This window comes from Thermodesulfobacteriota bacterium, assembly GCA_040756475.1.
In the GTDB taxonomy this organism is placed as follows: domain Bacteria; phylum Desulfobacterota; class Deferrisomatia; order Deferrisomatales; family JACRMM01; genus JBFLZB01.
The window spans coordinates 1-10671 of the sequence record JBFLZB010000160.1 but is presented as its reverse complement, the minus strand read 5'-3'; the positions used below and the strand labels follow the sequence as shown (position 1 = coordinate 10671).

Here is a 10671-nt window from a genome sequence, read left to right as displayed (position 1 = left end):
AGGGGGCAGGGGGCAGGGGGCAGGGGGCTGGGGGCTGGGGGCTGGGGGCGGGGGGAGATGGGGCCGGCGGAATCTGGCCCCGCGCCCGTGGGCGCCTTCTCTTTCAGGCGTGGGTGCGCCGTTCCCAGAATCGCCGGACCAGCCGGCCGGCGAGCAGGAGGGCGGCCAGGGCCAGGAGGGGCCACGAGGTCTCCAGGCGCACGAGCCCGGCGGCCTCGCCGGCTGCCGCCACGTTGTGCACGGCGCTCGCATACAGGTACCCTTTGACCCCGAAGCCCACCAGCGCCGAGAGGAGCAGCCGGCCCCGAGGCACGCCGAGGAGCCCCGCTCCGTAGTTGAGGAACGAGTGGGGAAACCCGGGAAGGACCCGCAGGGAGCACAGGGTGAGGAAGTCGCTGTTGCGCTGGAGCACCCGGTAGACTTCGCTGCGGGCCGCCTTGGCGCTCCAGGACGCTCCCAGGCGCCGGGAGAGGCCGTGGGCCGCCAGGGCGCCGAGCGCGCCGCCGGCCGCGATGAGGGCGGCGGCTACCGCGGGGTGGTAGAGGAGCGCCGCCGGAAGGATCAGGGCCGACCCGGGCAGCGCCAGGGCATAGAGGGCGACCATGGCCGCGGCCAGGCACGCCGCCACCGCCGCCGCCCCCCAGGGGTGGCCGGCCAGGACGTGCAGCCGCGCGTGGAGGCCGTGCCAGCCGAGCGGCGCCGCGAGACCGAGGAGGAGCCCCAGGACCAGCAGCGCGAGAAGCAGGGCACGCCCCCGACTCATGGGCTCGGCTCCCTTCCGCGGATTGTGCTCCGGCATCCCGCTCCCGAAAATACAGCAAGGGCTCCCCTGACGGCGGCGGCCGAGACGGTGCACCGATGAAGGTCGTCCTCCTCCAGCCGCCGGCCCGGGACTTCTACGACACGCAGGTGCGGCTCCAGCCCCTGGGGCTTGCCTACCTCAAGGCCGCCGTGCAGGTCCGGGTGCCGGGAGCCGAGGTGGTGGTGCGCGACTTCCGGCAGGGGTGGGGTCGGCGCACCGTGGCACTGCCCCGGGAGCTCGCCCACCTGCGGGAGTACTACCCCTTCCCCGACCAGAGCCCCTTCTCGACGTTTCACGGATACTACCACTTCGGGGCCGGCTTCGAAGAGCTGGCGGCGGAGGTGGCGGCGGAAGAGCCCGATCTGGTGGGCATCTCGGCCCCTTTCTCAGCCTATTACCGGGAAGCCCTGGCGTGCGCCGAGGCGATCCGGCGCCGCCGGCCCGTGCCCGTGGTCGCCGGCGGAGCCCATGCCTCCGCGCTCCCCGAGAGCCTGCTCCGAAGCCCCGGGGTGGACTTCGCGATCCTCGGAGAGGGGGAGCGCCCCCTGGTGGAGCTCGTCCGGACCCTGGCTGCGGGGGGCGACCTGGGCCGCGTCCCGAACCTCGCGTTCCGGCGGGACGGGATGGTGGTGCGCACGCCCCGGGAGCCGAACTTTCCCCTGGCGGAGCTTCCCCCGCCGGACCTCTCCGACCTCTCCCCGGTCCGCTACCGCCTGGGCCGAAAGCCCCTGGCCGCGGTCCTCTCCTCCCGGGGGTGCCCCCGCCGGTGCTCGTTTTGCGCGGTGCACACGGTGTTCCAGGAAGGCTACAGGAGGCGGCCGGCCGGGGACGTGGCGGCCGAGCTGCGGGTGCGGTGGGATGCAGGATATCGCGCCTTCGACTTCGAGGACGACAACCTCACGGCGGACCGGGAGGGCGCCGCGGCCCTCTTCCGCGCCCTGCTCGCGGCCTTCGGCGAGGGCACCCTGGCGCTCCACGCCATGAACGGGGTCTCCTGGGACGCCTTGGACCCGGAGCTCCTGGGACTCATGGCCCGAACCGGGTTCTCCCACCTGAACCTCTCCCTGGTGAGCGGCAGCCCCGAGGCCTGCCGGGGAGCGGGAAGGGCCGGGGACCGCGGGGCCTTCCAGGAGGTGGTGGAAGCGGCAGCCGCCCTGGGGCTTCGGGTGGTGGCCTACCAGATCCTGGGGCTCCCGGGGGAGGACCCGTCCGGCATGGCCGAGGCCCTGGCGTACCTGGGCCGGCTCCCGGTCCTGATCGGGGCCTCTCCCTTCTACCTGCCGCCGGGCTCCCCCCTGGCGCGGGGGCGCCCCGAACCCGACGAGGCCGCCCTCGTGCGCGCCCGCCTCACGGCCCTGGGGGCGGACCCGGACCCCGGGGCCCGGGACGCGGTCTACACCCTCTTCGTGACGGCCCGGATCCTGAACTTCCTCAAGGGGCTCCCCACGGCGGGCGCGCGGGTTCCTCTGGCCCGGGCACTGACGGGAGCCCGCGCCCAGGGAGTCCGAGAAGCCCTGGGGGCCGAGCTCCTGGAGCGGCTCCTGGCCGACCGGGTGCTCCTGGGCGCTTCGGGCGAGGGGCTGCGGCCCCTGCCCCGGTTTCGGTTCCCGGTGTTTTCCGCCGCGTGGTCCGCCCTGGGGTGGGTGGGCACCCAGGACAAGGGGAGGCTCGATCTGTGCTAGAGATCCTTGCGGACCTGAAATCTGGGACAACGCGTCAAGCTTCCCCCCGGCCGTCACCGGCCAGGTTGGGTCCGCTTCGCTTGACCCACCCTGCGGTTTGCCGTGCAAGGTTGGGGGGCGGGCCGGGGGTCTCCCCGGAGGCGGCGCAGGCGCCTGTGGCGATGCCCAGGCGGACACGAGATACCCTTCCCCTCCCTCGCTGGAATGCCAAGGGCCATTTCGGAAGCGCACGGGATCCTGCGCCGCCGCAGGGGAGGTTTGCGTCACCGCCCGGGGCGCCTCCGCTGGGGTGTGGGCGCCCCCTGCCCCGCTCACCTCGGCGGCCCGAGGTAGAGGCGCGCCGGAGCCAAGGCCGACGCAGAGCGGGCTACGGCCGGCCCGGTTCCCCCTTCGGGTCCCGGCTTGCGGGCGCCTCGAGGGCCCGGGCGAGGTCCTCCACCCCCTGTTCTCCCTTGAGAATGAGCACCCGGCGGGCGTAGGGAATCTCGATGTCGTTGCGGTCGAAGGCCTCCTTGATCCGGGCCCGCATTGCCCGGGCCACCGGCGCGTGACGGCCGGGTTTGACCCGGGTCACGGTGCGCACCAGGAGCTCCGACTCCCCGAAGTCCTCCAGGCCCTGCACCGCCGTGGGCTCAAGCACGTCCTCGTTCTCCGAGGCCAGCTCCCGCCCCACCTCTTCCAGCACCCGGAAGACCTTTTTCAGATCGGACTCATAGGCGACGCCTACCTGGACCACCGCGTGGGTGTAGCCCTTGGAGTGGTGCACGACCTCCCCAATCTGGCCGTTTCGCAGGATGTGGAGCTGACCGTTGGGGTTTCGCACGTGGGTCGTGCGCAGGTCGATGGCTTCCACCACTCCCCGGGCGCCCCCCGTCTCGATGAAGTCCCCCACCAGGTAGTGGTTCTCGAAGAGGATGAAGAACCCGGAGACCACGTCGTTGATCAGGTTCTGGGCCCCCAGGCCCACCGCCAGCCCCGCGATGCCGGCCCCGGCGAGAATGGGGGCGGGGTTGACCCCCAGCTCCGCGAGCATGAGCACCGCCGCCCCGAAGAAGATGATGTACTTGAGCGAGCTGCGGATCAGGGGGGCAAACGTCAGGCGCTGCTGGCGGGTCTCGGGGGGCAGATCCTTGCGGCGCACCAGGAGCTCGTCCACCCCCAGGTGAGCCAGCTCGATGACGACCCGCGCGAGGAAGAAGATCCCGATGACCCGCACCAGGCTGTGTCCGTAGGGCGCGAGCGGCGCGATGACTTCCACCTGCAGGGCCACGAGGGTGGCCACGTAGACGTAGATCACGTACTCCAGGCAGCGCTTGGCCAAAGGGATGAGCTGGCGCAGCCGCTCGTAAAAGCGCCGGAGCTGGCCCGCCTCCAGGTGGCGGGCGGTCAGGCCCTCCACGCTGTCGACCAGGGCGTCGATCCCTCGAACGACCAGGAGCCCCAGGGTCACCGTGAGGTAGATCTTGAAGAGCACCGTGAGGGCGCCGGGAACGGCGTCCGGGAGGCGGAGGATCGCGGCGGAGCGCGCCAGCACGAAGAGCCAGGCGCCATTGGTGGCAATGGCAGAGAGCGACCGCACGAAGGCGTCGATGCTCTCGTCGTTGGCCCGGATCTGGCCAAGGCCCTTGGCCCAGCCGCCCGCCGCCGCGATCCCCCGGCGAAGCCAGCGTAGCACGAGGGCCGCCAGGAGGAGCAGGCCGAGAACCTGGAGGACCGCCACTCCGAAGTCCACCCAGAAACGGCGAGGCACCTGGGCGAGCCACCCCCGGGTCTCCTCCAGGATGTCGGCTCCGCGGTAGAGGAGCGCACCGTTCACCGCCAGGATCGCCGCCACCAGCACCGCCCCCAGGAGCCCGAAGACCCGGCGCAGCGTCCGGCGCAGCCCTTCCACCTGGCCGGAGTACCGGGCCAGGGGACCGATCGCCCCGACCCTCCCCAGGAGCCCCCGCAGCAGGGCATAGACGAGAAAGACCGCCGCGGCGGCGGCAACCACCTCCGCGGCCACGACGACGGCACTCACGGCAAGCTGGCGGGGTTCCATCCTACCTCCTCCGGCCGGGCAGCCGTTCGGCCCCAGCCTTCCTCCCATCGAAATCGCAATCGGGATCGGGATCGGGATCGGGTTCGCCATCGGGTTCTCCCGTTGGAACCCACTCCGATAACGATACCGATAGCGATACCGATAGCGATAGCGATACCGATGATCGGCCGAGGGGGGAAGCTCAGACTCCGAGCTTCTCCCGGATCCCCCGCTCCCCCTGGGGGCCCACCAGGGTGGCGGCGAGCTCCCCACCCCGGAAGAGAAGCACCGTGGGAACCCCCCGGATGCCGTACCGGGTGGCCGTCTTCGGGTTCTCCTCGGCGTTGAGCTGGAGCACACGGGCCTTCCCGAAGAGGCTCGCGGCCATCCGGCGTACGCTCACCTCGTACTGGGTGCAGACCCCGCAGTGGGGGCTCCACACCTCCACCACGGCGGGTACGTGGGAGGCGAGCACCTCCCGGTCCCAGGTGGCGTCGGTCACCGGGATCGGGACCGCGTGGGAGGGGATGAGGGGAGCACCGCACTTGCCGCACTTGCCCTTCTGGCCGGCCTTCTCGTGGGGCACCCGGTTTCGGGAGCCGCAGCTCCCGCACTGGACGAGGTAGGTGTCGGGCATGGTCTCCTCCGCAACATCGGAACGCGTGCCATTGGAACCCAGGAACCGTTCTCCTGCAAGCATGGCCTCGCAATCAAGCGCAGGGCGCCCCCCCAACGGCCCGAAAGTCCACGGAGTCCTGGAATTTCTGGTTGACACCCCCCCGCCCCCTCGGGTACATTTTGCCGCCTTACGCAGTTCCCGTGGGCCGTTAGCTCAACTGGCAGAGCAACTGACTCTTAATCAGTAGGTTGGAGGTTCGATTCCTCCACGGCTCACCAAAGAAATCAAGGGGTTACGAGGCGCCGCCCGTAGCCCCTTTTTCTTCGGCTTCGGCTCGGGGGGCCCACTGGGGGGCCCGGACTCGCCCGGTACCCACCTCTCCAGCCTTCGCCCCCCTCGTGCGGCGAGGCTGCCCCCCCGGCCTGCCCGCCTGGGGGCCGATTCATTCCAGGGTGCCCGAGACCCCCACGGCCTTGCCGGCGGCGTCGCGGGCGTCGGACTTGGAGCCCTCCGGTAATTTTGCCGGAGGGCTATGCTGGTTGACCCCGCTCTCCATCCTTTCCCGCGCCTGCCGGTCGTAGATCGCCCGGGCCCGGGCCGCCACCATGGAGAGCTGCGAGGGGGTGAGGTGGCGGACGCGGATTTGCGGGGCGGCTACACCTCCCCTCCGGTGTCACGTCTTCACTTTCCAGACGCACGAAGGCCCCCAGTCGGTGCCGGGGGCCTTGAGTCGAGCCGCACCCTGCGAAGCGCCCGCCACGCTGACCGCTCGGAGCACTCCAGCCGCTCGGCGGCCAGGGCTACCGCTGCGGACGGTCCCACCTCTGGCCTGAGCTCGGCCACGGTCTGCCGAACCCGCAGGTCCCGAAGGCGCCGGGCGAGCTCCCCCGCCAGCCGTCGAACCGTGGGGTCGTCGCCGAAGGCTTTCAGGGCTCGCGCGTCGAGCATCCCGGCTCCGAGGAAGAGGGGGCGGGAGCAGGCCCGGTGTACCCGCAGGAGGGCGGGACCGTCAACCCCTCGCCAGACGCCCCAGGAGCCCCAAGACGGGGTTTTCCGGGTCGCCCCCTCCCCAGGGACAAAGAAGAGCCCCGAAGCCGAAGCCTCGGGGCCCTGGCGCCCTCCGGGGGCGTGGCGCTACTCGTCTTCCAGAAGCGCGTCGTAATACTCGGCCTCCATCCCCTCGCCGGTCTCGGGGTTGATGCCGTGCCGGTCCATGGCCTCCCTCATGTGCTGCAACGCGGTCGCTGCCTGGCTGCCCGGGACAAACCCGAACGGCAGGGCCCTGGTCGCGTTGGCGCCGGTCTTGGGCGTGCCCCCGTAGAAGAGTTCCTCGGTGCTCTTGCTCACGCTACTGCCTCCTGCCGCGCTCGGGCGGCGTCGTAGAGCTCCCGGAGCCTGGCGATCCGGGGGTTGTCGTCGGTGCCGCGGTGCGCGGCGAGAGCCAGGAGCCCCGCCCAGCGGGCGGCCCGCTCCGTGCGACTGAAGTCTCGGGCCCGGGGGAGCGCGGCCTTGACCGTTTCGAGCTTCTGAAGCCGAGAAACCAGTTGCGGGACGTTCACAGGATGCCCTTTCCGGCCGCGTTCGCTGCGGCCTCCAGTCGTTCGATGCGTTCCTGCAGGTCTTGCAGCTCTGCTACCTTGACGGCCAACTCCAGGACGCCCTTGGCCGCCGAGACCCGGGAGCCCGCGGGGGCCCCCGAGTCGCCCAGAATCTCCTCCAGCGCGTCCACGGCCGCGCACGATGCGGATTGGATCCGGGCCGTGGCGCAGTCCATCAGCTCCCGGCGGGCCAGCCTGTAAGCCTCCCGGAAGTCGTCCCGCTGCATCCACCGCCGCAGGGTGCGCGGGTCCGCCCCGACAGCCGCGGCAGCCCGCTCTATCGTCGGCTCCGACAGGAGGGCTGCAATCGCCTGCTCCTGTTTGCGCCCGATCTTCGCTCCGTGGCCGGCCATCATGCCCTCAGGTGTCCGCAGGTGCCCGGCTCAGGCCGCGTTCGGCTGGGGGGCCTCGGCGAGGACCCGGAGCGCGTCCGGCCCGACGGGGTGGTGCGTGGCAAGCCCCGGTTGCCCCAGGGGCTGCTCCGGGCGCGGGGGCGCGGCCCGCAAGTGGATGCCCTGCTCGGCGAACGCTGCCGTTTCCGCGGCGAGAAGTTCACCCCAGCGCGCCCCCACGTCCGCGGCGCAAAACAGGCCATGCGGCCGCTCGGCCCGCTGAGGAGCGGCATCGTGGATGCTCTGGAGCCCGAAGGACGGAAGAAGGGTCCGCTGCGCGCTGAGGTGGCAGAACGTCATTGAATGCGGCCAGCACCACCGCCGAAGCTCGTCCAATGCCATCAGCTTGCCGAAGAGCTCCTCCACGCGCGCCACCGCCTCGGCATACTCAGCGCCGAGCTGCTCGGCCCGTTGGCGAACCGCCAGGGCGAAGAGCTTCGGGGAGTCCTTGGCGACCGCGGCCAGCGCCTCCCGCCGCTCCTCGAGTTCGGACCGGAGACCAAGAAGGACGGCGTCCAACCCGGCCTGCCGGGCTTCGTCGCCCTGGCGCTCCTCGAATGCGGCCTTGGCCTCGGTCAAGCCCGCGGCGTCGCCCCGGCGCGCTTCCACGGCCAGTTTCCGCCCCCGGGCTACCGCCCGCCGCTGGGTTTCGATGCGGTGGAGGCGGGCCCGGTCCTCCGCTTGGCGGAGTTCCGTTTCGCTCTCGCGGACCGCTGCCTCTGCCTGGGCCAACCGCTCGCTGTGCTCTCGTGCTTTTTGCAGTGCGTCCATGGGGGTCCTTTCGTGGCGCCTTCGCGCCGTCAGTCGGGCCGAAGCCCGGGTAAGTCAACCTTCCGCCCGTGGCGCGGGAAGCCCGGCCAGGGGGCAGGTGTTCGCGTGGCCGTCCTCGCCCCGGGCCTCCCCCTCCCGCAGTCTCCAGGCGCCGCACACCGGGAAGCCCGGGGGCCGCGGGCCGATCCCCTCCAGGGCCTCCGCGTGTCGCTGCCGGACCTGGCGGGCCAGGTCGTCGAGGGCGCCTTGATGCGGGGTCCGGTCGCTCACGAGGTCGCCTCCTTCGCCGAGTGCCAGACGGTGGGCCGTTCTCCCTGCCGCACGAAAAGCCAGGAGCTTGTCCCATGCAGGTGGGCCAGGAGTGCCCACGGCAGCTTGCGTGTCTTCGCCTGTGCCCTGGCCTGTGCCAGGAAGCGGGGCAGGTCCACCACCTTCTGCTTCTTGCACTCCAGCGAGTACCGGCGCCCATGGGGGTCTTCCACCACCAGGTCCTCGGAGCGAACGCCAGCCTTTAGCTCAAGCACGGACCAGTCCCGATCTTCGAGAAGGTGCCGCGCCTGACACTGCCCCTCCCGGCCCTTTCGCCGCTGCGATGCTCCCACGGTCCCGCCCTCCTCAGTGCAGGTGCTCGTAGCGCCCCCGCACGGCGGCGGGTGCGTCGAGGTCGTCCAGGGTGTCCAGGACCGACTTGCCACCGCGCCACCATTGCAGGGCGGGGGCGGCGTCGAACGGGACTCGCAGGTCCCCGTGGGCGTCGAGGTACGGGCGCGGCCGGGGTTCATCCAGGAGGGCCAGGAGGGCAGCCTTGTGCTGGCGCATCGTCGCCATGAGGGGCTCAGTCACCACGCCAGGAGGCGCCCGCCACCGGAGCAGGTCGCCCTCGGCGGTCAGCTCTACGCCACGGGCTCGGAGGTCGCGCAGGAGGTCGGCGGCGCTCATAGGGTGCCCTCCGTTTCTACCCCATGGCCAAGGGGGTAACCCTGGGGCACCTCTAGGGGGCTTTCGCCGGGTATACCGGGTTTGCCGGGTTTGTCCCTGGCCACCCTATAGGTAAGGTGTTTTACCTCAGCACACGCGTGGGTATGGGGAAACCCGGCATACCCGGCAATCCCGGCAACGCGCCAGTAGGTGGAATCCTTCCTGTCCTTCCCGGCGGACTCCAGGCGCAGCCCTCCGACAAGGCGCTCCTTGCGGTACATGAGCACTCTGCCTAGTGTTTTCGTCGTCAGCTCCCCGCGCGGCGGCTTGAACTCGCCGAGGGCTTCTGCCAGTTCCCGCTCCCGGTCGGTCACCACCACCGTGGTGACGCCACGGGACGCCCGGGCTGCATCGTGGTACACGTCGAGCAGCTCCCTCACGAGAATCGGCCTGTCTGCGAAAACGTCCTTCCAGGCCAGGAGCAGCCGCCCCAGGGCCTCTTGCTCCGGATCGGCATCTTGGGCCAGGGTCACGGCGTCCATCGGGTCGCCGAACTCTCCCGGGGCCACCTCGCGGCCGACCCACGCCACAGGCTGGCGCACCAGGTCATCCCACCGCTCGAACGATGCCAGACGCCCAGGTGCCCGCGGCGAGCCGGCCGCCCGGTGCGCCAGCACGAGGGTGAGGGCGGCAGCCACCATCTCTTGACGGTGCTGAACCACGTACTCCAGGGGGGCGAGGGCGAACTCTCGTCGGTGGGGGTCGGCCATGCGGGGATCAATTCGGGAAACGAGCACTCGCCGGGGGAGGTCGCCGGCCAGGGATAGGTTGTTGCCGGTGAGGATGAGCAACGCACAGTTCGGGAGCGTCGGAGCCTCCGAGCGTCCGAGCACCCGGTCTGTAAACGTGGCCGAAGTGAGGCACGCGGCCAAGGCTGCCGAGTCGAAGGTGCCGACAAGGTTGTCCCAGATGATGGCCCGGGCGCCGGTGCGCAGGGCCGCGAAGATTCGCTTTCTCACTTCTTCGTCATCGCCTGATGTTGCCGGCCAGATGGGCGGTTCTTCTCCCGTCGCCAGTGCCCCCACGCAGCGGGCCAGGAGGGTTTTCCCGCTCGCCTGGATCGGAGCGTCATATCCGGGTGCCGGACAGGCCGGCACGGCGGGGCGCACCACCGCGGAGAGCAGCGCGGCCAGGTGGACGGCCTTGTCCAGGGGAGAGCAGAAAGGGAACTCCCGGAACGGGTGCCACAGGGCGGCCAAGGCCTTCCGGGCGCCGTCCAGGGTGGGCTCGGTGGGGATTGGCGCGGGCTCGCCTCGGGGCACCATCAGGAACCCCGTCTCGGCGTCGTACCCAGGAGCGGAGAGCACCGTACCGTCCGGCCGGAGCGTGGGGGCGGTCACTACGGCCTGAAGCCGCTTCAGCCCACGGGCCGGCCCGAGGGCCAGGATCGCCCGGCACAAGGTCTGGGGGGGGTCTTGCAGTACAGCGGCGGAGCCGCCCTTCGGGAGAGGCTGGGACCGCCAGCATTGTACGAGGGTGCCGATGTAGTGCCGCAGCCCGTGGTCGTTCAGGGCGTGGACCCGTCCGTCCACCACGGTGACCACCTCGTCCCCGAAGTCGTACAGGTCCGGCGTCCGTCGCATGTGGTCGAGCACGCCCTCCACGGCATCCACCTCGCGGCCGCGCACAAGTTCTACTCGGGGGGTGTCCCCGTCCGGTACCCGCTGCCGCTCCAGGATGCGCCCCAGCTCCGCCACCCGCTCGGGGCTCAAGTCCTTCGCCCGGTCGGTAAGCTGCGCCAGCCAGGCGCCAGGGACGCCGCCTCCCCGGTGGACCTCCTCGTAAATCGCGTCGAGGTCGAGGGAGGCG

At 71.3% G+C, this 10671-nt stretch carries 14 protein-coding genes and 1 tRNA gene; 2 read left to right on the top strand and 13 right to left on the bottom strand.

Translation table 11 applies throughout. The features are described from left to right. Positions 1-103: 103 nt before the first annotated feature. Positions 104-763 carry a VTT domain-containing protein gene (locus tag AB1578_18195; GenBank protein MEW6489825.1) on the bottom strand — a complete coding sequence of 220 codons (660 nt, stop codon included), beginning with the start codon at positions 761-763 and terminating at the stop codon, positions 104-106. Positions 764-858: 95 nt separating this feature from the next. On the opposite strand from AB1578_18195, the gene AB1578_18190 reads away from it, so the two are divergent. Then, positions 859-2484: a radical SAM protein gene (locus AB1578_18190; GenBank protein ID MEW6489824.1), complete on the top strand. Its 1626-nt coding sequence runs from the start codon at positions 859-861 to the stop codon at positions 2482-2484. Between the two features lie 367 nt (positions 2485-2851). On the opposite strand, the gene AB1578_18185 is transcribed toward AB1578_18190, so the two are convergent. Next, a complete protein-coding gene (locus AB1578_18185; protein ID MEW6489823.1) occupies positions 2852-4525 on the bottom strand; it encodes a mechanosensitive ion channel family protein in 1674 nt (557 codons plus the stop codon). 181 nt (positions 4526-4706) lie between these two features. Beyond that, positions 4707-5141 (bottom strand): thioredoxin domain-containing protein, encoded by a 435-nt coding sequence (locus tag AB1578_18180; protein MEW6489822.1) that lies wholly within the window; start codon positions 5139-5141, stop codon positions 4707-4709. 184 nt (positions 5142-5325) lie between these two features. On the opposite strand from AB1578_18180, the gene AB1578_18175 reads away from it, so the two are divergent. Then, a tRNA-Lys gene (locus tag AB1578_18175) sits at positions 5326-5401 on the top strand. Between the two features lie 164 nt (positions 5402-5565). Here the strand turns inward: AB1578_18175 and AB1578_18170 are convergent. The 10 genes from AB1578_18170 to AB1578_18125 all read right to left on the bottom strand — a co-directional run. Then, a complete protein-coding gene (locus AB1578_18170; GenBank protein MEW6489821.1) occupies positions 5566-5730 on the bottom strand; it encodes a hypothetical protein in 165 nt (54 codons plus the stop codon). A 74-nt stretch (positions 5731-5804) separates the two neighbouring features. Continuing rightward, entirely contained in the window at positions 5805-6071 is a 267-nt protein-coding gene (locus tag AB1578_18165) for a hypothetical protein (GenBank protein MEW6489820.1), read from the bottom strand. A 186-nt stretch (positions 6072-6257) separates the two neighbouring features. Continuing rightward, a complete protein-coding gene (locus AB1578_18160; GenBank protein ID MEW6489819.1) occupies positions 6258-6470 on the bottom strand; it encodes a hypothetical protein in 213 nt (70 codons plus the stop codon). Next, positions 6467-6682: a hypothetical protein gene (locus tag AB1578_18155; protein MEW6489818.1), complete on the bottom strand. Its 216-nt coding sequence runs from the start codon at positions 6680-6682 to the stop codon at positions 6467-6469. The genes AB1578_18160 and AB1578_18155 overlap by 4 nt, the downstream gene beginning before the upstream one ends. Continuing rightward, positions 6679-7074 (bottom strand): hypothetical protein, encoded by a 396-nt coding sequence (locus AB1578_18150; protein MEW6489817.1) that lies wholly within the window; start codon positions 7072-7074, stop codon positions 6679-6681. The genes AB1578_18155 and AB1578_18150 overlap by 4 nt, the downstream gene beginning before the upstream one ends. 30 nt (positions 7075-7104) lie before the next feature. Beyond that, the gene (locus AB1578_18145; GenBank protein MEW6489816.1) at positions 7105-7884 is read right to left on the bottom strand and encodes a hypothetical protein; all 780 of its coding nucleotides are present in this window, start codon (positions 7882-7884) and stop codon (positions 7105-7107) included. 54 nt (positions 7885-7938) lie between these two features. Continuing rightward, positions 7939-8154, bottom strand: a complete 216-nt coding sequence (locus AB1578_18140; GenBank protein MEW6489815.1) for a hypothetical protein — start codon at positions 8152-8154, stop codon at positions 7939-7941. Then, positions 8151-8486 (bottom strand): hypothetical protein, encoded by a 336-nt coding sequence (locus AB1578_18135; protein ID MEW6489814.1) that lies wholly within the window; start codon positions 8484-8486, stop codon positions 8151-8153. Before AB1578_18135 ends, AB1578_18140 begins: the two co-directional genes overlap by 4 nt. A gap of 13 nt (positions 8487-8499) precedes the next feature. Further along, positions 8500-8823, bottom strand: a complete 324-nt coding sequence (locus tag AB1578_18130; protein MEW6489813.1) for a hypothetical protein — start codon at positions 8821-8823, stop codon at positions 8500-8502. Continuing rightward, a partial coding sequence (locus AB1578_18125) for a hypothetical protein (GenBank protein MEW6489812.1) occupies positions 8820-10671 on the bottom strand: 1852 nt, incomplete at its 5' end. The genes AB1578_18130 and AB1578_18125, both read right to left, overlap by 4 nt.

Coding starts and splice junctions, on each gene's coding strand:
- AB1578_18170 (MEW6489821.1), bottom strand. CDS start 5,730: ATGGTGGCGGCCCGGGCCCGGGCGATCTACGACCGGCAGGCGCGGGAA.
- AB1578_18195 (MEW6489825.1), bottom strand. CDS start 763: ATGAGTCGGGGGCGTGCCCTGCTTCTCGCGCTGCTGGTCCTGGGGCTC.
- AB1578_18130 (MEW6489813.1), bottom strand. CDS start 8,823: ATGAGCGCCGCCGACCTCCTGCGCGACCTCCGAGCCCGTGGCGTAGAG.
- AB1578_18150 (MEW6489817.1), bottom strand. CDS start 7,074: ATGGCCGGCCACGGAGCGAAGATCGGGCGCAAACAGGAGCAGGCGATT.
- AB1578_18145 (MEW6489816.1), bottom strand. CDS start 7,884: ATGGACGCACTGCAAAAAGCACGAGAGCACAGCGAGCGGTTGGCCCAG.
- AB1578_18190 (MEW6489824.1), top strand. CDS start 859: ATGAAGGTCGTCCTCCTCCAGCCGCCGGCCCGGGACTTCTACGACACG.
- AB1578_18180 (MEW6489822.1), bottom strand. CDS start 5,141: ATGCCCGACACCTACCTCGTCCAGTGCGGGAGCTGCGGCTCCCGAAAC.
- AB1578_18165 (MEW6489820.1), bottom strand. CDS start 6,071: ATGCTCGACGCGCGAGCCCTGAAAGCCTTCGGCGACGACCCCACGGTT.
- AB1578_18185 (MEW6489823.1), bottom strand. CDS start 4,525: ATGGAACCCCGCCAGCTTGCCGTGAGTGCCGTCGTCGTGGCCGCGGAG.